The sequence below is a fragment of the Paracidovorax anthurii genome (assembly GCF_003269065.1).
Classification (GTDB): domain Bacteria; phylum Pseudomonadota; class Gammaproteobacteria; order Burkholderiales; family Burkholderiaceae_C; genus Paracidovorax; species Paracidovorax anthurii.
Genome location: NZ_QLTA01000024.1, coordinates 1 through 19,130, shown reverse-complemented (window position 1 = coordinate 19,130; position 19,130 = coordinate 1). Strand labels below are relative to the sequence as shown.

Sequence of the window (19,130 nt, the reverse complement as noted above, 5' to 3'; positions counted from 1 at the left end):
CGATGTACACCGCCAAAGGACAGCTCGACCGCGATGCGCTGATCCGCCAGCACGTGCCGCTGGTTCGCCGGATCGCGCACCACATGATCGCCAAGCTCCCGCCCAACGTGGAGCTGGACGACCTGATCCAGGTCGGCATGATGGGACTGAACGAGGCGCTTTCGCGCTACGAGGTGGCGCAGGGCGTGCAGTTCGAGACCTTCGCTTCGCAGCGCATCCGCGGCGCCATGCTCGACGAGTTGCGCGAGGGCGACTGGATGTCGCGCAGCTCGCGCAAGAGCCAGAAGGAGATCGAGCAGGCCGTGCACCGGCTGGAGCAGAAGCTTGGCCGCAGCCCCCTCGAATCCGAGATCGCCGCCGGGCTGGACCTGAGCCTGGCCGAATACCAGACCCTGCTCAGCAAGGTCCGGGGCACGCAGCTCGTTTATCTGGAGGACATGACGCGCGGCGATGACGACGAGGAAGGCTTCCTCGACCGCCACGTGGCCGATGGTGCCGCCGACCCCATGGCCATGCTGCGCGACCAGCGGCTGCGCGCCTCCCTGGTGGCGGCGATCAAGGCCCTGCCCGAGCGCGAGCAGCAGATCATGGGCATGTACTACGAGCACGACATGAACCTCAAGGAGATCGCCGCCGTGCTCGGCGTGACCGAATCGCGCATCTGCCAGCTCCACAGCCAGTCCATCGCGCGGCTGCGGGCCAAGATGCGCAGCCACTGACCCGGCCCGGCGCCACCGCCGGCACGCCTCCATGACGAAGGGCCCTCGCGGGCCCTTTTGCTTTTCTTTTCCGGCGGCGATGCGGCGACGCCGTTCGGCGGTGCGCCGCCCCTCAGCCCTGCGAGCGGTAGATGCGGGCCGCCGCGCCGCCGCGCATGCCCTGGCCCGCGGGGCTGCCGCTGCCGTAGGTGGACACGCCCTGGTCCGGGGGCAGCAGGGACGCCACCTGCCGCTCGGTGAGCGCCGCCAGGCGGGCGAGCTGCTCGCGCTGCAGCATGAGCTGGCCGCGCGCGGCCCGGATGCGGCGCACCCATTCGGGGGGCAGCGCCGGAACGGTGGGGCGGCCTTCCAGGGCGCGGGAGAGGTCCAGGGCCGCCTGGCGCAGCAGGGGCGCGCAGCGCTCCAGCGCCGGCGCATCGCCCTGGAGCAACAGGGCGCCCACGTCGGCGAGGTGCGACTCGACGGCGGAGAGGGAGGTTTCGAGGGAGGGAGTGGGGTGCATGGGTCGTTCCTGTGCCGACCAACCCATGGAGAGGGCGTGCGTGCGTCGCGCACCGCCCGGCCGAGGCCTGGAAAGGCGTCAGTGGCTCTTGGGCGAGTGGGCGATGATTTCCTGGGCGTTGGAGAGCAGCTTGTCCGCGATCGCGTCGGCGTTCACGGTGAAAGTGCCCTTCTCGATGGCCGCGCGCACGGCCTTGACCTTGTTGGCGTCGAAATCGGCGCTGCTGCGCTGGGACGGGTCCAGCGCGCGGGCGGCGCTGGAGAACGTAACGGGGGTACCACCGGCCGCAGCCACCGTGGTCGCGGTCTTGGCGGCCTCCTGGGCGGCAGGGGCCGGCGCGGCCGCCTTGGCCTGCTGCTTGGCGGCCTGGCCGACCTGCGTCAGCGAAGCCGGCACTTCCGGGTTTTGACCTATCTTCATCGCACTCTCCCACCCCGCTCGATGTGGGGCACAGTAGCAATGTTTTCGACCATCGGGCAGCGGACTTTAGGCATTTATTCGCGATTTGCCGGTCACAATTCGATCTCCACCGTTCCATCGTTGGACACAATGCCGGCCACGACGCGGCCATTGTCCATGCGCACGCGCACAGTTTCGCCCACGGCGCCCGCCGTGACGGCCTGGCCGGCGGATGTTACCGAATAGCCGCGCCCTTGGGCAACGACCCGCACCGGCGCGCCCGCGCGGAACAGCGTGGGCGCCTTGACCATATGCTGGCGCACCGCCTGCCCGGCCATGAGGTTGCGCGAGGCCACCAGCCCGACCCAGTTCTCGGGGTTGGCCACGATGGCGGTGGTTTCGGCCGCCCAGTCCACTTCGGCCTGGGTGGCGTCGGATTCGGTCAGCACGGCGCCCGACGCCACATTGCCGGTCAGCACCCAGGCGGGGCCGAAGGCCTTGACGGTGACGGGCAGGAACACGTTCCAGGCGGTGGGGCCTTCCACGCAGCGCAAGCCCAGCCGGGTGCGCCCCCAGAGCCGGGAGCCGGCGGGCAGGTAGGGCTCCACGCGCGCGCAGGGCGCCAGGCGCAGGCGGGAATCGAGCTGCCCCACGCTCACTTCCATGCGCAGCGGCAGGCTACCGCCGCCCGAGGCCTGCCCGCGCTGCAACGCATCGTCGAGCCAGCGCTGGGTGATGGCGCCCAGCTCGGCCGTGGCGTCCGCTCCGGGCGCGGCCTGCGCCTGCGCGGCGGTGGCCGCGCACAGCGCCAGCAGCGCGGCGCCGGCGGCGCGCAGGGCCGCGCGCGGGGTGCGAGGGGAAAAGGGCAGGAACCGGATGCGGGACATGGAAGCCTCCTGGGCAGCCGCCCGGGCCGCGGGCGATGGATGGAACGGTCCGCCCGGAACAGGGAGCTCCGGGGCCATTCCACCCCTCGCACTGTAGGGCGCGCGCGGCGCGGCGATGGACCGAACTGCGCGCCAATCCCCGCTTTCTTCGCGCTTTAGAAAAACAGGCCGGTTTTCATAATCGGACCACGCCGGAAACCCGTGGGCAACCGCCCCGCACCGGCCCCGAACCCTGATTCCCCCGAGGTGGCCCCCATGCTCGACAAGATGACCGAACGGCTGGATTTCCACGGCAACGCGCTGCTGCTGCGTGCCGAGCGCCAGCGCGCCATCGCGAGCAACATCGCCAACGCCGACACCCCGGGCTACGCGGCGCGGGATTTCAATTTCGCCGAGGCGCTGCGCGACGCGACCGGCCAGGGCGGGGGCGCCTCGCTCAGCACCGCCCAGAGCGCCATCCAGCGCCAGCAGAGCACGAGCGACCCGCGCCACATTCCCCTGCCCGGCGCGACGACGGGCTCGGGCTCGGGCAGCACGCTGGGCTACACCGTGCAGACCCAGCCGAGCCTGGACAACAACACCGTGGACATGAACCGCGAGCGCGCCGCGTTCGTGGACAACGCCGTGCGCTACGAGGCCACGCTGCGCTTCATCAACGGCAACGCGCGCACGATGCTGAGCGCCATCCAGGGCCAGTGAGCCGCCGGCCGCACCGCAACGCCACCAGGAAAGCGATCACCGCCATGTCCATGTTCTCGATCTTCAGCGTCTCGGGCAGCGCGATCAGCGCGCAGTCGCAGCGCCTCAACGTGGTGGCCAGCAACCTGGCCAACGTGGATGCCGTGGCCGGCCCCGACGGCCAGGCCTACAAGGCGCGGCAGGTGATGTTCCAGACCACGCCCATGGGCGCCGAGAGTTCGGCCGGCGTGCGGGTCAGCTCGATCACCGAGAGCCAGGCGCCGGGCAAGCGGGTGCACGACCCGAGCCATCCGCAGGCCGACGCGGAGGGCTACGTCACCCATTCCAACGTGAACGCGGTGGAGGAGATGGTCAACATGATCTCGGCCTCGCGCTCCTACCAGAACAACGTCGAGGTCATGAACACGGCCAAGTCGCTGCTGCTCAAGACCCTGCAGATGGGCCAGTAATCCCGCCAGGAAAGACCGCACCATGATCCTCAACCCGATCGGCTCCACGGCCACCGTGAACACGAGCTCCAGTTCCAATTCGGCCACCGATCCCGCCGCCGCGCAGGACCGGTTCCTGAAGCTGCTGGTGGCGCAGCTCAACAACCAGGACCCGATGAATCCGCTGGACAACGCCCAGATGACCTCGCAGATGGCGCAGATCAACACGGTGACGGGCATCCAGCAGCTCAACCTGAGCATGCAGACCATGGCCGAGCAGTTCACGACCATGCAGACGCTGCAGGGCACGATGATGATCGGCCGCTCGGTGCTCACCGAGGGCTCGCAGATGACCTTCAAGGACGGCACGGCCAGCGGCACGTTCGAGCTGGCGAACGCCGCCACCGACGTGAAGGTGGAGGTGGTGACGCCCGGCGGCCAGGTGGTGGGCACGGTGGACGTGGGCGCGAGCGCCGCCGGCCGCCACACCTTCGACTGGGACGCCAGCCAGTACACCGGCACGCAGAGCGACCTGAAGTTCCGCGTGACGGCGTCCACCAAGGACGGCGCGGTGGAAGCCACGCCACTCATGCAGGCCAAGGTGCTGGGCACCGGCTCCGACGCGGGCGCGCTCACCCTCAATCTCGACACCGGCACCACGGTGAAGTACAGCGGCATCCGCGCGGTGCTCTGACGAACCGGCCGCCGGCTTCCCTTTCCCCCAGCCCTCCCCCCTTTCCTTCCCCTTCCGAGGAGAACACCATGAGCTTCCAGCAAGGCCTGTCCGGCCTGAACGCCGCCAGCAAGAACCTGGACGTGATCGGCCACAACGTCGCCAACTCGGGCACCGTGGGCTTCAAGGCCTCGCGCGCCGAGTTCGCCGATCTGGTGGCCTCGGCCATCGGCTCCGCGGGCGGCACCAATGCCGGCATCGGGGTGGAACTGGCCGCGGTCTCCCAGCAGTTCAACCAGGGCAACGTCTCCGTGACGGGCAACAGCCTGGACGTGGCGATCAACGGCGACGGCTTCTTCACGCTGCAGCAGCCCGACGGATCGCGCGCCTACACGCGCGCCGGCAATTTCAAGCTCGACAACACCGGCAACGTGGTGACCAACACCGGCGCCCAGGTGATGGGCTATTCGCTCGACCCGACGACCGGGCTGCGCACGACCAGCAGCATCGCGCCGCTCACCTTCCCCACCTCCAAGCCCATCCCGGCCAAGCAGACGACCGCGATCACGGCCGAGTTCAACCTCGACGCGCGCGCACCCAACGCCGCGGGCGACCCCACGGCCACGCCGCCGGTGGCCGCCACGCCGCGCTCCACCTACGGCACGTCGATCAACGTCTACGACAGCCAGGGCGTGGCCAAGCCGGTGAGCCTGTATTTCCAGAAGAACGGCGCCAACACCTGGGACGTGTACGACCAGCTCGACGACCCCACGGCCACGCCGCCCGTGGTGGCGACGGCCATCGGCCAGATCGTCTTCGACAACAACGGTAAGATCACCGCGCCGGCCGCGACCGCGCCCGCCACGGGTTTCCAGCTGCCGCTCAGCATCACGCCCACGCCGCCCAACCCCAACAACCTGCCCGCGTACACGGTGAACGTGAAGCTCGACGACGTGACGCAGTACGGCAAGTCGTTCGCGGTGTCCAACCTCTCGCAGGACGGCTACACCGCCGGCGAGCTGACGGGCATCAGCATCGAGAACAACGGCACGATCATGACGCGCTACTCCAACGGCGTGACGCGCGCCGAGGGCCAGGTGGCGCTGGCGGCCTTCCGCAACACGCAGGGGCTGGCGGCCGTGGGCAACAACAACTGGGTGGAGACCTTCGAGTCCGGCCAGCCGGTGCTGGGCACGCCCACCGAGGGCAAGTTCGGCTCGCTGCGCTCCGGCGCGCTGGAGGACTCCAACGTGGACCTCACGGCCGAGCTGGTGAACATGATGACCGCCCAGCGCGCCTACCAGGCCAACGCGCAGACCATCAAGACGCAGGACCAGGTGATGTCCACGCTGGTGAACCTGCGCTGACGTCGCGCTGACCCCCACCGGACCCTGAACCCGAGACCCCCTTCCCCGCGCAGGCCGAGCGATGGACCACATCATCTACACCTCCATGACGGGCGCCAACGCCGCCGCCCACCGGCAGGCGGTGCTGTCGAACAACCTCGCGAACGCCTCCACCAACGGCTTTCGCGCGGAGATGTCCACCTTCCGATCGGTGCCCATCCAGGGCGACGGCTCCAAGACCCGCGTGTTCGCGCTGGAGGCGACCTCGGGCCACGTGGAGACGCCCGGCCCGGTGCAGCGCACGGGCCGCAACCTGGACGCGATGGCCGTGGGCAACGCCTGGTTCGCGGTGCAGGGGCTGGACGGCACCGAGGCCTACACGCGCAACGGCAGCTTCGAGGTCACGGCCGAGGGGCAGCTGCGCACCTCCAACGGTCTCACCGTGCTCTCCGACGGCGGCGGCCCGATCGACGTGCCGCCCGGCGCCGACGTGACGCTGGGCTCGGACGGCACGATCACCGCGCGCGTCGCAGGCCAGCGGGCCACGCCCATCGGCCGCCTGAAGCTCGCCACGCCCACGCCGGAAGACCCGCTCAAGCGCGGCGACGATGGGCTCTTCCGCACCACGTCGGGCGACCCCATGCCCAACGACGCGAACGGGCGGCTGCTGTCCGGCGCGCTGGAGGGCTCCAACGTGAACGCCGTGGAGAGCATGGTCGGCATGATCGCCGCCTCCCGGCAGTTCGAGGCCCAGTTGCGCCTGCTGCAGACGGCCGAGACCAACGACAAGACGGCCGCCCAGCTGCTGAGCATCAACGGCTGACGCCCCCGCACCCGCCCCGCATTCCGCTTTTCGAGGAGCCGCCATGATCAATTCGCTCTGGATCGCCAAGACCGGCATGTCCGCCCAGCAGACGCAGCTGGACGTGATCTCGCACAACCTGGCCAACGTGTCCACCACCGGCTACAAGCGCAACAACGCGGTGTTCGAGGACCTGATCTACCAGAACCTGCGCCAGGTGGGCGCGCAGACCACCGAGCAGAACCAGCTGCCCACCGGCCTGCACCTGGGCCTGGGCGTGCGCACGGTGGCCACCAGCCGCAACTTCACGCAGGGCAGCCTGCAGCAGTCCAACAACAACCTGGACGTGGCGATCAACGGCAACGGCTTCTTCGAGGTGACGATGCCCGACGGCACCACCGGCTACACGCGCGACGGCTCCTTCCAGCTCGACTCGCAGGGCCGCGTCGTCACATCGAGCGGCCTGCCCGTGGCCAACGGCGTCACGGTACCGGCCAACGCCACCAGCATCAGCATCAGCACCGACGGCATCGTCTCGGCCACGGTGCCGGGCACCACGGCGCCGCAGCAGATCGGCACGCTGGGCATGGCGAGCTTCATCAACTCGGCCGGCCTGGAGCCGATCGGGCAGAACCTGTTCAAGGAATCGGCCGCCTCGGGCCAGCCCCAGCAGGGCACGCCCGGCACGAACGGCCTGGGCATCATCCGCCAAGGCTTCCTGGAGACCTCGAACGTGAACGTGGTCGAGGAGCTGGTGTCGATGATCCAGACCCAGCGCGCCTACGAAATGAATTCCAAGGCCATCCAGACATCCGACCAGATGCTGGCCAAGCTCGCGCAGCTGTGATGCGCGCCCTTCCGTCCACCAGGAACCCCGCCATGCCGCACACCGCCCTCCTCCGCCTCGCCGCCGTCGCCGCCCTGCTGGCCGCCACGGGCTGCGCCTCGATCAACCCGCCGCCGCCCATCGACATGCCGGCCACCACGCCCCCGATCGCGGTGCAGACGCCGCCGCGCGCCACGGGGCCGGCCACGGGCAGCCTCTTCCACGCGGCCAGCTACCGGCCGGCCTTCGAGGACCGCCGCGCGCGCCTGGTGGGCGACATCGTGACCATCCAGATCGTGGAGACGATCTCCGCCTCGCAGAAGTCCAGCTCCAAGGTGGACCGCACGGCCACCAACACCGCCGGCATCACCGCCTTCCCGTTCGTGGGCACCACCGACACCAACAAGCTGCGCCTGGGCGGCAACAGCACCAACAACTTCGAGGGCAAGGGCGACCTGCAGAGCACCAACACCTTCACCGGCACGATCACCACCACCGTGATCGAGGTGCTGCCCAACGGCCACCTCGTGGTGGCGGGCGAGAAGCAGATCGGCGTGGCCGAGAACGTGGACGTGCTGCGCTTCTCGGGCACGGTGGACCCGCGCTCGCTGCAGCCGGGCAGCGTGGTCAGCTCCACCCTGGTGGCCAACGCCCGCGTGCAGTCGCGCGGCCGCGGCTCGCCCAGCGAGGCCCAGGCCATGGGCTGGCTGGCCCGCGCGTTCAACTCCGTCGCGCCGTTCTGACCGCTGCGCCCCCTGGCAGGGCGCCCCTTTCCCCCCGCGTCCCGCACCGCCCTCTGGCGATGCGGGATCTGCTATTTTTCATATAGCAAACTATTGAGCAAAATCGGCGACATGGAGCACTTTTTCTCAAAACCATGCCCTGGGAGCCCTCCGAGCAGCGCCGGCGCAGCCTTCCACGCACCCCACCTGCGCACCGGCATCCCTGGCCACGCGGCAGATCCCGGAGTGCCATCACTTCCGCAGCCGGGCCGACGAGGACAAGGAGCGCGACAGTAGTCAGCGCCGTCGCGCGATCCGGTATCCCGCATAGCCGCCAGCAAGCAAGCCTGCGGGGAAAAACCCGAAGAGGTAGTAGCCGACGAGGATGTTGGAATCGTCATCGCTGCGAACATGGCGCTCCGTGTACCAATGGTTGAACCCGGAAGCGAGCAGTGTCGCCAGCACCACGCCTGCGAGCGCACCGACCACCACACAAAACACTTTCTTCACGGCAGCCTCCAGAACCAGACGGAAGCCGATTTTGCGTAGTCAGAGCCTGCGCCGATATCGTGAAACCCGAAATCGCCGATGCGCACGTGAATGCGCGCCCAACTGAACCAATCGGTCAGGCGGCTGCCATTCCACAGGTCAATGTGGTCGCCTTGCCTGCCCGTACCCCAATAGTTCTGGAAGAACACCAGTCCCGAACGCCCCGTCATACCGCCTGGGGAACCAGCCAAGCCGAACGCATCTTTTCCGGAGAATTTTTCTGTCTTGATCGGCAGTTTCGATGCCCCGGAGACGAGCCAATCCGCCACCTGCTGCGCGCGAATCGGATACTTTTCGGCACCGGTCTGCCAGGACCATGCTCCACGAAAGCCCTTGAAACTCACACCGGAGCGCATGAGGGCCGCGGAGAAATTAACGGCGCACTGGTTTTCATAGACCTTGCGATCCAGCAATGGCTTTTCTCCCCGCACGGTCGGATGGTTGTTCCATATCTCGATAAACCTCGGCATCGGCGCTCTTCAATGCAGTAAATGGCCCGGATCGTAGGTGGGAGTTCCCGCCGCCAGTGAGCAGTGCCTGAAGGTTTATTGCGACCAAATGCTTGTGTTTATACGATGCCCAATGGGATCGAATGGAATAGGACTCCGCAGCGGATATGGCGCGATAACCCTGGGGCCAAGCCCCGGCCCTCCCGAGAAAGCCGTGATCCGGCAGATTCTCCGACCATCCCCGGGCGGCCTCCGATTCGGCAGCTTGCGACATTCCACCGACAACGCATGGGCATGCTCTTCCTGGGCCGGGTGACCGCGGGCGCACGGGGCGCGCTTTGGACGGCCCCCCCGTCGCACGCGCCCTGGCGGCGGCTGCCGCCGCCGTTCCGGTGATCGGCATGGCGGTGGGCGCGTGGATGCTGATGGAGTCGTCTCGCCGGTAAGAGCAAGCCCGGAAATCGCTATGTTTTAAATAGCAAACTATTGAGGAAAACCGGCGACATGGGACCTCTTCTGCCACACAACCGCCGTCCAGGACTTCCAGCGCCCTCGGGGCCGGGCTCCCCCGCATGGCCGCCAAAAGGGCCGTGATCCGGCGCCTTTTCCCTCTATTCCCCGGCGGCCTCCGATTCCACAATCGGTGCCATGACCTCTCCCGCCCCCTCCCTTCTCGCACGCGCGCACCGGGCCGCCCTGCGGCACGGGCTGCTCGCGCCCCTGGTGGCCGCGCTGGCCCTGCTGCTGGCGATGGCACCGGCGCACGCGCTGCGCATCAAGGAGGTGGCGGCCGTGCAGGGGGTGCGCAGCAACCAGCTCACGGGCTACGGCCTGGTGGTGGGCCTGGACGGCACGGGCGACCAGACCACGCAGATGCCCATCACCACGCAGGCGCTCACCAACTACCTGCAGCAGATGGGCATCAGCCTGCCGCCGGGCACCACGGCGCCGCAGCTCAAGAACGTGGCCACGGTGATCGTGACGGCGCAACTGCCCGCCTTCGCCCAGCCCGGCCAGCTCATCGACGTGAGCGTGGCCTCCATGGGCAACGCCAAATCGCTCAAGGGCGGCACGCTGATCACCACGCCGCTGCGCGGCGCCGACGGCGAGATCTACGCGCTGGCGCAGGGCAACCTGGTGGTGGGCGGCGCGGGCGCGTCGGCCGGCGGCAGCAAGGTGCAGATCAACCACCTGAGCGCCGGCCGCATCCCCGAGGGCGCGCAGGTGGAGCGCTCGGTGCCTACCCCGCTGCACGACGGCGACACGATCAACCTGGGCCTGAACGCCTCCGATTTCCAGACCGCGCGCAAGGTGGCCCAGGCCATCAACGGCAAGCTCGGCAAGGGCGCGAACATCGCCACTGCGCTCGACGGCCGCACGGTGCAGGTGCGCGCCCCGCAGAGCCCGGGCGAGCGCGTGAACTTCATCGCCGACCTCGAAGAGCTGCCGCTGGCCGACGCCACGCCGGCCGCCAAGGTGGTCATCAACGCGCGCACCGGCTCCATCGTGCTCAACCAAGCGGTGACCCTGGGCCCCTGCGCCATCGCGCACGGCAACCTCTCGATCACCATCAGCTCCACGCCGGTCATCAGCCAGCCCAATCCGCTGTCGCAGGGCCAGACCGTGGTGGCGCAAAAGAGCGACATCGCCATCAAGCAGGAGCCGGGCAACATCATCCAGATGCCGCCCTCGCCGCAGCTCGCCGACGTGGTGCGCGCGCTCAACACGCTGGGCGCCACGCCGCAGGACCTGCTGGCCATCCTGCAGGCCATCAAGGCCGCAGGCGCCCTCAACGCCGAGCTGGAGGTCATCTGACCATGCCGGCCGCGCCGTCCGCCACCGCCTGAACCGCCGGGAGAACGCCATGGCCCTCAGCCTGCCCTCCTCCGCGTCGCCATCGGCCACGAATGCGCTGGCGGTGGATGCGCGCTCGCTCAACGCGCTCAAGTTCGAGGCCGGCCAGAACAACCCGCAGGCCGCCAAGGAAGCCGCCAAGCAGTTCGAGTCGCTCTTCATGCGCGAGATGATCAAGAGCATGCGCGAGGCGACGATGAAGTCCGGCCTGATGGACGGCGCCCAGGCCGACCTGGGCACCGACATGCTCGACCAGCAGCTCTCGGTGCAGATGTCGGGCCTGCCCGGCGGCCTCTCCGAGGCCATCCAGCGCCAGCTCACGCGGCAGATCGGCAACGGCACGGAGGCCGCGCCCACGTTCTCGCCGCCCTCCACGCTGAGCATGGCCACCCCGGCCTCGCGCGGCGCGGCGGCCACCAACGCCTATGCGCCCGCGCCCAAGGGACGCGACGGCTTCGTGCAGCACCACCGCGAGGCCGCCGAGCGCGTGGCGCAGGAAAGCGGCATCCCCGCGAGCTTCATGCTCGGCCAGGCCGGCCACGAGACCGGCTGGGGCAAGAGCGAGATCCGCGCCAAGGACGGCAGCAACTCCTTCAACCTGTTCGGCATCAAGGCCGGCAAGGGCTGGACGGGCAAGGTGGCCGAGATCACCACCACCGAATACGTCAACGGCACGCCGCGCAAGGTGACGGCGAAGTTCCGCGCCTACGACTCCTACGAGGATTCGTTCAAGGACTACGCGCGCCTCATCAACGACAACCCGCGCTACGAGAAGGCGCGCGAGAAGACCCATTCGGCCGTGGCCTACGCGGCCGAGCTGCAGAAGGCCGGCTACGCCACCGACCCCGACTACGCCAACAAGCTGAGCCGGGCCATCCACAGCACGCTGCGCGTGGGGCCCTCGGCATGAGGACGGGTGAACGCACATGAGCCTGCTCAACGTCGGCGCCCGCGCCCTCCTCGCCAACCAGGTGGCCCTGCAGACCGCGGGCCACAACATCGCCAACGTCAACACCGCGGGCTATTCGCGGCAGACGGTCTCCCTGCAGACCGTGCAGGGCCAGTTCACGGGCGGCGGCTACATCGGCCAGGGCGTGGACGTGCAGACCATCCTGCGCAACCACAACGAGCTGCTCACGCGGCAGGCGGCGGCGGCCAACTCGGCGCAGACGGCCGACAAGACGCGGGCCGAGCGCCTCTCGCAGCTGCAGGACGTGTTCAGCGGCGGCACCAGCGGGCTGGGCGCCTCGATCACCGACATGCTCAACTCGCTCAAGGACGTGGTCTCCGCGCCCACCGACATCACGGCGCGGACGGTGAGCATCACCCGCATGGACGAGACCGCCGCGCGCATGCGCTCCGCGGCGGACCGGATCGACGAGATCCAGTACACCGTCAAGGAACAGCTCACGAGCGACGTGAACGCGATCAACAGCCTCACCAAGCAGATGGCGAACGTGAACGAGCAGATCGCGCGCGTGAAAGGCAACGGCCAGACCCCGAACGACCTGCTGGACCAGCGCGACCAGATCATCCGCGAGATCAACCAGTACGTGCAGACCACGCAGGTGGCGGCCGACGACGGCACCATAGGCCTGTTCGTGGCCGGCAGCCAGCCGCTGGTGCTGGGCACCACGGCCACGCCGCTGGCGGTGGAAGAGTCGAGCCTCTTCCCCGGCAGCGGGCAGCTCAAGCTGTACTTCAGCCCGGCCGGCGCCAAGCCCATCGAGCTGGACGACAACATGCTCGCGGGCGGCGAGATCTCGGGCCTGCTGCGCTTCCACAACACCGACGTGGCCGAGGGCCGCAACCTGCTGGGCCGCATGGCGCAGGCCATCGGCATGACGATGAACGCCCAGCATAAGCTCGGCCTCACGCTGGACGGTCAGGCCGGCAAGGACCTGTTCTCGGTGTCCACCAGCATGCCCGGCTACACCAACGGCACGGCGGCGGGCAACGTCACCTTCACCGATGCGACGAAATTCGCCGCGTCCGACTACGAAGTGCGCTTCACCACGCCGCCGGCGGGCCAGGTGGTGCGCCTCTCGGACGGCAAGGCCACAGCGTTCACCGACCTCACCAACCTGGCCGGCCAGCAGATCGACGGGCTCAACTTCAACCTCACCGCCGCAGGCGCGGCTGGCGAGCGCGTGCTCTTCAAGCCCTTCAGCAGCGCGGCCTCCAACATCCAGGCCCAGGTGCTCTCGCCGCGCGACCTCGCGGCCGCGAGCCCCGTCAACGCGGCCATGGGCACGACCAACAACGGCTCGCTGCAGCTCAGCTCGGTCCAGGCCACCTCCAGCACCTTCACGGCGCCGCCCACCCCGGGCGGCGTGACGCTCACCTTCACCGCGGGCCCGCCCACCACCTACGCCGTCACGGGTTCCACCACGCCGGCCTCGGGCACCTCGGGCCTGGCCTACACGGCGGGCCAGCCCATCACCATCGACGGCTGGGAGATCACCCTCAAGGGCACGCCCGGCACCGGCGACACGGTGACGGTGGGCAACGCGCTGGACCCGCAGTACGGCGACGCCTACACGCGCAACGCCGGCAACGCCTCGGCGCTCGACGCGCTGGGCGACGTGAAGATGTTCGACGAAGCCACCATGAGCGACGGCTACGCCGGCCTCATGGCCCAGGTCGGCACGCGCACGCAGAGCGCCAAGTACGCCTCCGACGTCTCGGCCACCATCGCCACCAACCTCGAGCGCGACCGCACGGCGGTCTCGGGGGTGAACCTGGACGAAGAGGCCGCCAAGCTGATCCAATACCAGCAGGCCTACCAGGCATCGGCCAAGGTGCTGCAGATCGCGCAGAGCATCTTCGACAGCCTCATCCAGACCATGGGCCGATGATGCCGACCCGCGTTGAAACGACACCGGCCCTCCGGAGAACGCCATGAGCACCTTCTACCGCACCGCCTCCGCCAACCAGTACGACAACGTGCTGCGCAACCTCGCGCAGCGGCAGACCGCGCTGTCCGACCTGCAGGAGAACCTCACCTCGGGCAAGCGCGTGGTGCGCGCCAGCGACGACCCCGTGGCCGCCGCGCAGGCCGAACGCGCCATCACGCGCCTCTCGCGCGTGCAGAGCGACCAGCGCGCCCTGGAGAACGCGCGCAACACCGTCACCCAGGCCGAATCCACGCTCGGCCAGGCCGTGGACATCGTGCAGGAGCTGCGCCAGCTCATCGTGAACGCCGGCGGCGGCTCGCTCACGACCTCGGACCGCAAGACCATGATGAACCAGGTGCAGGGCCTGCGCGAGCAGCTCACCGACCTGGTCAACCGCAAGGACACCAACGGCCTGCCGCTGCTGGGCTCTCTGGGCAGCGCGCTCGCCCCCTTCCTGGGCCCGCAGAGCAGCAGCCCCGACTACACCTTCTCCGGCCAGGCCGGGCAGGCCTCGGGTTCGGCCACCTCGCTGCCGCTCGCGCTGGACGGCGAATCCGCCTTCATGTTCCAGCCCAAGCGCGACGGGGTGTACACCGCCTCGGTGAGCGACATCCCCTCGGGCCGGCTGCTCGTGACCGACGGCGTGAAGCCCGTGGACACCAGCCTCGTGACCGGCGACAACTACCAGATCGTCTTCAGCGGCGTGGGCCCCGGCGCCACGGCCGGCACCACCACGGCCACCTACACCATCACCAACACCACCACGGGCGTGTCGTCCGCGCCCGTGACGGTGCCCGACTTCCCCTCCGACAAGGCCGTATCGATACCGGTCACCGGCATCCCGGGCGTGAGCTTCAACATCACCGGCACGCCCACCAAGCAATCCGACGGTACCTACAACTTCTCGCCGGCCAACGGCGACGCCATCACGCTCAAGCCCAGCGCCAGCATCTTCAGCACCATCGACCAGGCGATCCGCGACATCGGCAGCGCCACCAACAGCAACGCGGCCGCGCAGGCCGTGGGCCAGGCGCTCAACAACATCGACATCGGCATGGAGCGCATCCACAACATGCGCGGCTACGCGGGCGAGCTGCTCAACCGCGCCGACCGCATCACCGGCGACCAGGAAAAGCGCGAGGTGCAACTCGAAGCCGACCGCTCGCGCGCCGAGGATCTCGATATGATCAAGGGCATTTCCGACTTCCAGAACAACCAGACCGGCTACCAGGCGGCCCTGCAGTCCTATGCCCAGGTGCAGAAGCTGTCGCTGTTCAACTACATCGGCTAGAGACAAGCGGGCGCCGCCCCGGCGCCCGTCCGCCGGGCCGCCGCACCGATAACCCATGGTCCAATCCGTCCTCGGCAGCCTGATCCTCGGATACCGCCCCCTGTGGAACCAGGCGCGCCGCCTCGCGGCCGTTCAGCTTTACGTCCACAGCGACGGTCTGGCGCTCGTCGATGCGCCGCACCTGCTGCGCACCCTGCAGGAACTCTGGAGCGCCGGCTCGCCGCCGCTGCTGCTCTCGCCGCAAAGCCCGCAACTGCTGTGCGACCTGCTCGCCCAGGCCCCGCGCGGCGCGCCCTGGATCAGCGTGCCGGAGGCCTGGGTCGCCGACGCCGACCTCTTCGCCCAGGTGCGCGCCGCGCACCAGCGCGGCCTCAAGCTCGTGTGGCGCGGCGCGCTCGACCGCCTGCCGCCGGCCGAAGTGGCGGCCTGCTTCGACAACAGCCTGCTCACGATCTCGGCCACGGACGCCGTGGCCGCCCTGCGCGCGGCCGGCAGCGAGATCCGGGGAGCGCCCCCCGCGCCCAGCCCGGTGATCGCGGGCCAGATGTATGAGAGCGTCGCGAGCCGCCCGCTCATGGAACACTGCCTGGACCGGCACAGCGCGCTCGCCATCGCCGGCTGGCCCGCGGAGGACGTGCTCTACAGCCTGCGCCACCAGCCCCTGCAGCCCGCCCACGAGACCGTGTTCAAGCTCATGCGGGCCATCGACGCCGAGCAATCGCTCGAAGCCTTCGAGCAGATCCTGGGCGAAGACCCCCTGCTCGCCTACCGCTTCATGATCTACACCAACTCCGCCGCGCTGGGCCTGCGCACGGGCGTGGACTCGCTGCGGCGCGGGCTGGTGATGATGGGCTACGGCTCGCTACAGCGGTGGCTGGGCGACCAGCTCCCGCACGCCAGCACCGACCCCAACCTGCACCCCATCCGCGAGTCGATGGTGATCCGCGCGCGCCTGACCGAGCGGCTGCTCGACGCCGGCGTCGAGAACGACCTGCGCCGCGAGGTGTACCTCTGCGGCCTGCTCTCGCAACTGGGCGAACTGCTGTCGGAGCCGCTGGGCACCGTCCTGCGCCGGCTGCCCCTGTCCGAGCGCATCTACGACGCGGCCGTGCTGCGCACCGGCCCCTACGCCGCCAGCCTGGAGATGGCCTGCGCCCTCGAATCCGAAGACGCCGCGCCCATCCGCCAGCTCTGCGAGACCCACGAGCGCGACGTGGAAGAAGTCAACCGCGCGCTGCTGCGGGTGATCTCGGACTTGGTTGTGGAGCGGCCGGCGGGGCGGTGAGGTGACCTGCCCCCATCCGCCATACCAATCATTCGGAGACAGTCCGGGGTTGCAGGATAGTGGTGTTTTGGGTGGGTGTTTCAGATGAACCTGCATTGCCGGCTTGCTGGCGATGCAGGCGCGCGAAGTGCCTTGGTGGCATGCGGCCGATACTCGAATGCGGTCGCACCTCGTTGTAGTCCTGCGCCCAGGCCCGGATCACCTCCCGGGCCTGCGCCAGCGTCTCGAACCAGTGCTCGTTCAAGCACTCGTCCCTGAACTTGCCGTTGAAGCTCTCGATGTAGCCGTTGTGCATCGGTCGGCCCGGCTCGATCAGGATGTGCTGGATCTCGTTGCGCTCGCACCAGCCCAGGAAAGCCCGGCTGGTGAACTCCGGTCCGTTGTCCGTGCGCACCGCCTTGGGGTACCCGCGAGTGCCTGGCCATTGACGTGGCTGGCGCCATTCGCTCCAAGCGCGTGATCGAGGTGCTGTCACGGCTGGTGAGCCTACATGGCGCGCCGCTGTTCATGCGCTCGGACAACGGTTCGGAGTTCGTCAGCCATGCCATCCTGGAGTGGATCGCGCATTCGGGCATCGCCACCGTGCTCAACGATCCCGGCAAGCCCTGGCAGAACGGCACTGACGAGAGCTTCAACGGCAAGTTCCGCGACGAGTGTCTGTCCATCGAGTGGTTCCGCTCGCGCCGCGAAGCCGCTGTCCTGATCGAAGCTTGGCGCAACCACTACAACGAGGTGCGTCCGCACAGCAGCCTGCAATACTTGACCCCGGCGGAGTTCAAACAGCAACCCCGTCAAGACCTGCAACCCGCCATCTTCTAGTTAAAACTGTCTCGGAGAAACCGGGCAGGTCACGGCGGTGCGGGACGCCGGCAGGCCCGCTTCGTCCAGCGCCCTCAGCGCCAGGTGCTCTGCCAGGAGCAGATCGCGCCAGCGCTCGCTGACCGGGCCAAGCTCGGCTTCCGTGAATTTCACCAGCATGTGCCGGGGACCGGCGGAGGTGGCGGCATAGGCTGTGAACTTAGGCTGCTCGCCACCAGCGGACGACCCCGGGGCATCGCCGCGCGCCGCCGCATCGGCGAGGGCCGCATAGGTGGCCGCCTTGTCCGCCTCAGGGATCGGCTCGGGAACGGGCCCGTGGACGAAATGGCCCAACGCCGCCTCACCCAGCAACAGATTGCCGACGGGATCGGCTCCATGGGCGAGGAGCGCGCGCATCGCATCGGCATCCGTCCAGTCCGACAACTGGGAGGGAAGCCACTAGCCCTCCATCGCCGCCAGGGGCAGCCACGCACCCACCCCGGCCTCCTCGCAGGATGGTTTCAGCGCCATTTCATTTGCCTGTAGCGCTTGGAAATAAGCGCTGGTAGCTATCAATTTAGGAGTTTCAACAATCAAAAATCGTAGAGGCGATGTGTGTTGCACTTCATTTTTAAATCTGACACTTAAGACAGCGAAGCGGCCCTTACCCATGAATCAAGCGGTTCACCAGCAACTTGAAATACGGGAACTAGCAAACCATGGTCGTTGTCGACGGCAGCCCGAACGCCAGACGGGATGGACCGCAACAAGTGACTTAAAAGCGTGCAGCCTTTCCATTCAACCAAGTAGGCTAGAGGCTCGTTTACCAGTTCCAGTAAGCGGGCGCGTTCCGTATCGTCGAAATCGTCGAGCACTTGATCGTAGCGAGTGACTGAAAGCCATTCCGCCTCTTGCTCGATCGTGACTTGACCATTCCCCAAGTGTTTGCCACCGGCTGCTTGCACCCACCCATCCGGCGACCACGCGCTCTCACGCTCAATCATCAGCACTATCGAGTTCATGGATTGACAAACTCAACGATCATCACCGACCTGCCCGGAATGCGACAGCTATGGGCCGGGTGTTGCATTTTGGATTTGAGACTGCCGGTGATTACTTGAGCGTAATGTGTTGGGCTTCAAGAAAAGCACCGAAGTGTTCCGCGATGGCATCTCCGTCACGAAGATGCCCCTGTGCAGAGAAGATCGTTCGCTCGCTTTTCATGTCTATAACCTCAGCGTGATAGTTACCACTTTCCCAGCATGTAATTCGGGCAACAGTAGTACGCGTATCTATGTCAAGTCGCGCGGACCGGTTCTCAGACATCGCGCTTTCTGTGACTTGCGCTTCGATACCCTCTCCAAGAGATTGTGCCGTGACTCTCCGTGCCCAATCTACAAAGATTTTCAGCATGATTCGTATGTCCTTATGGAAGCTTTGTTGCCGCGTGGAAGATGTCTTCTGCCTGCGGCATCTGTGGAATCGGAAGTCCTTTTCGTGCAGCGAGCCGACCTTCCAAGGAGTTGGGTCCAATGATCTTTGACCAGCCTTCATTTGTCGCCTTCAGCGATGAGGTTGGTGCATTGAACTCGACATATACGCTTCCTGGCCTTGCTTGGTTGATGAATGCCGCTGCCTCTGCAGGCGTCGCCACGTGAGTCGTTCCCGACAAGCTTTCCTGAACCCTTCCTGACACTTTCATCGCGTCGTACTCAGCTTGGGACATCCACCTTCCAACCCTAGTCATCTCCTTAGCGGCACAGTAAGCCCCCGACTCCACCCCTTCCTGAATCGCTCCAACGACAGGCCTCAAGCGCGACACAGCCGCGGGAACCATGGCAGGCACCGACAAAACAGGCGATGTCGCACCGCTGGTCATGAACAGCGCGGCTTCAGTGACCCCCAATGTGGTCGGCACCAGCCATGGCGCATTGGCAAGTGCCCACGCACACGGCACGGCCAGTAGGCCAAAGCATAGGCCACGGGGGTCTGTGTAGCTCAGCG

The 19,130-nt window shown here is 67.7% G+C and carries 22 protein-coding genes and 2 pseudogenes; 14 read left to right on the top strand and 10 right to left on the bottom strand.

The window, feature by feature from the left end; translation table 11 throughout:
* The first annotated feature begins 2 nt into the window (after positions 1-2).
* Complete coding sequence (locus AX018_RS13045; RefSeq protein ID WP_111877719.1) at positions 3-719, top strand: RNA polymerase sigma factor FliA; 717 nt, start codon at positions 3-5, stop codon at positions 717-719.
* 112 nt (positions 720-831) lie between these two features.
* Here the strand turns inward: AX018_RS13045 and AX018_RS13040 are convergent, their stop codons facing one another.
* From AX018_RS13040 to flgA, 3 genes are all read right to left on the bottom strand, one after another.
* Entirely contained in the window at positions 832-1,221 is a 390-nt protein-coding gene (locus AX018_RS13040) for a hypothetical protein (protein WP_111877718.1), read from the bottom strand.
* A gap of 78 nt (positions 1,222-1,299) precedes the next feature.
* Positions 1,300-1,641 carry a flagellar biosynthesis anti-sigma factor FlgM gene (gene flgM / locus AX018_RS13035; RefSeq protein WP_111877717.1) on the bottom strand — a complete coding sequence of 114 codons (342 nt, stop codon included), beginning with the start codon at positions 1,639-1,641 and terminating at the stop codon, positions 1,300-1,302.
* A 92-nt stretch (positions 1,642-1,733) separates the two neighbouring features.
* Positions 1,734-2,507 carry a flagellar basal body P-ring formation chaperone FlgA gene (flgA, locus tag AX018_RS13030; protein ID WP_111877716.1) on the bottom strand — a complete coding sequence of 258 codons (774 nt, stop codon included), beginning with the start codon at positions 2,505-2,507 and terminating at the stop codon, positions 1,734-1,736.
* Positions 2,508-2,762: 255 nt separating this feature from the next.
* On the opposite strand from flgA, the gene flgB reads away from it, so the two are divergent.
* The 7 genes from flgB (at position 2,763) to AX018_RS12995 (ending at position 8,024) form a co-directional block, all read left to right on the top strand.
* On the top strand, positions 2,763-3,206 hold the full coding sequence (gene flgB, locus AX018_RS13025) for a flagellar basal body rod protein FlgB (protein ID WP_111877715.1): 444 nt from the start codon (positions 2,763-2,765) through the stop codon (positions 3,204-3,206).
* A gap of 44 nt (positions 3,207-3,250) precedes the next feature.
* Positions 3,251-3,655 (top strand): flagellar basal body rod protein FlgC, encoded by a 405-nt coding sequence (gene flgC / locus AX018_RS13020; RefSeq protein ID WP_111877768.1) that lies wholly within the window; start codon positions 3,251-3,253, stop codon positions 3,653-3,655.
* Positions 3,656-3,677: 22 nt separating this feature from the next.
* A complete protein-coding gene (locus AX018_RS13015) occupies positions 3,678-4,328 on the top strand; it encodes a flagellar hook assembly protein FlgD (protein ID WP_111877714.1) in 651 nt (216 codons plus the stop codon).
* A 68-nt stretch (positions 4,329-4,396) separates the two neighbouring features.
* The gene (gene flgE / locus AX018_RS13010; RefSeq protein ID WP_111877713.1) at positions 4,397-5,674 is read left to right on the top strand and encodes a flagellar hook protein FlgE; all 1,278 of its coding nucleotides are present in this window, start codon (positions 4,397-4,399) and stop codon (positions 5,672-5,674) included.
* A gap of 61 nt (positions 5,675-5,735) precedes the next feature.
* Complete coding sequence (gene flgF / locus AX018_RS13005) at positions 5,736-6,476, top strand: flagellar basal-body rod protein FlgF (RefSeq protein WP_111877712.1); 741 nt, start codon at positions 5,736-5,738, stop codon at positions 6,474-6,476.
* A gap of 43 nt (positions 6,477-6,519) precedes the next feature.
* Entirely contained in the window at positions 6,520-7,302 is a 783-nt protein-coding gene (flgG, locus tag AX018_RS13000) for a flagellar basal-body rod protein FlgG (RefSeq protein WP_111877711.1), read from the top strand.
* A 32-nt stretch (positions 7,303-7,334) separates the two neighbouring features.
* Positions 7,335-8,024, top strand: a complete 690-nt coding sequence (locus AX018_RS12995) for a flagellar basal body L-ring protein FlgH (RefSeq protein WP_111877710.1) — start codon at positions 7,335-7,337, stop codon at positions 8,022-8,024.
* Between the two features lie 276 nt (positions 8,025-8,300).
* Here AX018_RS12995 and AX018_RS12990 read toward each other — a convergent pair whose 3' ends face one another.
* Entirely contained in the window at positions 8,301-8,513 is a 213-nt protein-coding gene (locus tag AX018_RS12990; protein ID WP_111877709.1) for a hypothetical protein, read from the bottom strand.
* The gene (locus AX018_RS12985) at positions 8,510-9,022 is read right to left on the bottom strand and encodes a type VI secretion system amidase effector protein Tae4 (protein WP_111877708.1); all 513 of its coding nucleotides are present in this window, start codon (positions 9,020-9,022) and stop codon (positions 8,510-8,512) included. Before AX018_RS12985 ends, AX018_RS12990 begins: the two co-directional genes overlap by 4 nt.
* A 627-nt stretch (positions 9,023-9,649) precedes the next feature.
* On the opposite strand from AX018_RS12985, the gene AX018_RS12980 reads away from it, so the two are divergent.
* From AX018_RS12980 to AX018_RS12960, 5 genes are read left to right on the top strand one after another with little or no spacing between them, the layout of a single operon-like run.
* Positions 9,650-10,816: a flagellar basal body P-ring protein FlgI gene (locus tag AX018_RS12980; RefSeq protein ID WP_111877707.1), complete on the top strand. Its 1,167-nt coding sequence runs from the start codon at positions 9,650-9,652 to the stop codon at positions 10,814-10,816.
* Between the two features lie 49 nt (positions 10,817-10,865).
* Entirely contained in the window at positions 10,866-11,765 is a 900-nt protein-coding gene (gene flgJ, locus AX018_RS12975; RefSeq protein ID WP_111877706.1) for a flagellar assembly peptidoglycan hydrolase FlgJ, read from the top strand.
* A 16-nt stretch (positions 11,766-11,781) separates the two neighbouring features.
* Positions 11,782-13,713 (top strand): flagellar hook-associated protein FlgK, encoded by a 1,932-nt coding sequence (gene flgK / locus AX018_RS12970; protein ID WP_111877705.1) that lies wholly within the window; start codon positions 11,782-11,784, stop codon positions 13,711-13,713.
* A gap of 43 nt (positions 13,714-13,756) precedes the next feature.
* Positions 13,757-15,043 (top strand): flagellar hook-associated protein FlgL, encoded by a 1,287-nt coding sequence (gene flgL, locus AX018_RS12965; RefSeq protein WP_111877704.1) that lies wholly within the window; start codon positions 13,757-13,759, stop codon positions 15,041-15,043.
* A 55-nt stretch (positions 15,044-15,098) separates the two neighbouring features.
* Complete coding sequence (locus AX018_RS12960) at positions 15,099-16,328, top strand: HDOD domain-containing protein (protein ID WP_111877703.1); 1,230 nt, start codon at positions 15,099-15,101, stop codon at positions 16,326-16,328.
* A gap of 28 nt (positions 16,329-16,356) precedes the next feature.
* Here the strand turns inward: AX018_RS12960 and AX018_RS12955 are convergent.
* Positions 16,357-16,740, bottom strand: a pseudogene (locus tag AX018_RS12955) (integrase core domain-containing protein); the annotation flags it as partial.
* On the opposite strand from AX018_RS12955, the pseudogene AX018_RS12950 reads away from it, so the two are divergent.
* A pseudogene (locus AX018_RS12950) lies at positions 16,734-17,147 on the top strand (integrase core domain-containing protein); the annotation flags it as partial. The pseudogenes AX018_RS12955 and AX018_RS12950 sit on opposite strands and share 7 nt — an antisense overlap.
* Here AX018_RS12950 and AX018_RS12945 read toward each other — a convergent pair.
* From AX018_RS12945 to AX018_RS25445, 4 genes are all read right to left on the bottom strand, one after another.
* The gene (locus AX018_RS12945; RefSeq protein ID WP_491895538.1) at positions 17,148-17,570 is read right to left on the bottom strand and encodes a hypothetical protein; all 423 of its coding nucleotides are present in this window, start codon (positions 17,568-17,570) and stop codon (positions 17,148-17,150) included. It lies immediately after the preceding pseudogene.
* 200 nt (positions 17,571-17,770) lie between these two features.
* Entirely contained in the window at positions 17,771-18,148 is a 378-nt protein-coding gene (locus AX018_RS24795; protein WP_146749303.1) for a hypothetical protein, read from the bottom strand.
* A gap of 91 nt (positions 18,149-18,239) precedes the next feature.
* On the bottom strand, positions 18,240-18,539 hold the full coding sequence (locus tag AX018_RS24790) for an immunity protein TriTu family protein (RefSeq protein WP_146749302.1): 300 nt from the start codon (positions 18,537-18,539) through the stop codon (positions 18,240-18,242).
* A 13-nt stretch (positions 18,540-18,552) separates the two neighbouring features.
* Positions 18,553-19,130: TreTu family toxin (locus AX018_RS25445; protein ID WP_211322428.1), on the bottom strand; the 578-nt coding region annotated here is incomplete at its 5' end.

Bases quoted from the DNA above. Each gene is read 5' to 3' on its own strand.
- flgJ (WP_111877706.1), top strand. From the start codon at position 10,866: ATGGCCCTCAGCCTGCCCTCCTCCGCGTCGCCATCGGCCACGAATGCG.
- flgB (WP_111877715.1), top strand. From the start codon at position 2,763: ATGCTCGACAAGATGACCGAACGGCTGGATTTCCACGGCAACGCGCTG.
- AX018_RS12995 (WP_111877710.1), top strand. From the start codon at position 7,335: ATGCCGCACACCGCCCTCCTCCGCCTCGCCGCCGTCGCCGCCCTGCTG.
- flgF (WP_111877712.1), top strand. From the start codon at position 5,736: ATGGACCACATCATCTACACCTCCATGACGGGCGCCAACGCCGCCGCC.
- flgL (WP_111877704.1), top strand. From the start codon at position 13,757: ATGAGCACCTTCTACCGCACCGCCTCCGCCAACCAGTACGACAACGTG.
- AX018_RS12985 (WP_111877708.1), bottom strand. From the start codon at position 9,022: ATGCCGAGGTTTATCGAGATATGGAACAACCATCCGACCGTGCGGGGA.
- AX018_RS24790 (WP_146749302.1), bottom strand. From the start codon at position 18,539: ATGCTGAAAATCTTTGTAGATTGGGCACGGAGAGTCACGGCACAATCT.
- flgA (WP_111877716.1), bottom strand. From the start codon at position 2,507: ATGTCCCGCATCCGGTTCCTGCCCTTTTCCCCTCGCACCCCGCGCGCG.
- flgK (WP_111877705.1), top strand. From the start codon at position 11,782: ATGAGCCTGCTCAACGTCGGCGCCCGCGCCCTCCTCGCCAACCAGGTG.
- AX018_RS24795 (WP_146749303.1), bottom strand. From the start codon at position 18,148: ATGAACTCGATAGTGCTGATGATTGAGCGTGAGAGCGCGTGGTCGCCG.
- AX018_RS13040 (WP_111877718.1), bottom strand. From the start codon at position 1,221: ATGCACCCCACTCCCTCCCTCGAAACCTCCCTCTCCGCCGTCGAGTCG.
- AX018_RS13015 (WP_111877714.1), top strand. From the start codon at position 3,678: ATGATCCTCAACCCGATCGGCTCCACGGCCACCGTGAACACGAGCTCC.
- flgG (WP_111877711.1), top strand. From the start codon at position 6,520: ATGATCAATTCGCTCTGGATCGCCAAGACCGGCATGTCCGCCCAGCAG.
- AX018_RS12960 (WP_111877703.1), top strand. From the start codon at position 15,099: ATGGTCCAATCCGTCCTCGGCAGCCTGATCCTCGGATACCGCCCCCTG.
- flgC (WP_111877768.1), top strand. From the start codon at position 3,251: ATGTCCATGTTCTCGATCTTCAGCGTCTCGGGCAGCGCGATCAGCGCG.
- flgE (WP_111877713.1), top strand. From the start codon at position 4,397: ATGAGCTTCCAGCAAGGCCTGTCCGGCCTGAACGCCGCCAGCAAGAAC.
- flgM (WP_111877717.1), bottom strand. From the start codon at position 1,641: ATGAAGATAGGTCAAAACCCGGAAGTGCCGGCTTCGCTGACGCAGGTC.
- AX018_RS12980 (WP_111877707.1), top strand. From the start codon at position 9,650: ATGACCTCTCCCGCCCCCTCCCTTCTCGCACGCGCGCACCGGGCCGCC.
- AX018_RS13045 (WP_111877719.1), top strand. From the start codon at position 3: ATGTACACCGCCAAAGGACAGCTCGACCGCGATGCGCTGATCCGCCAG.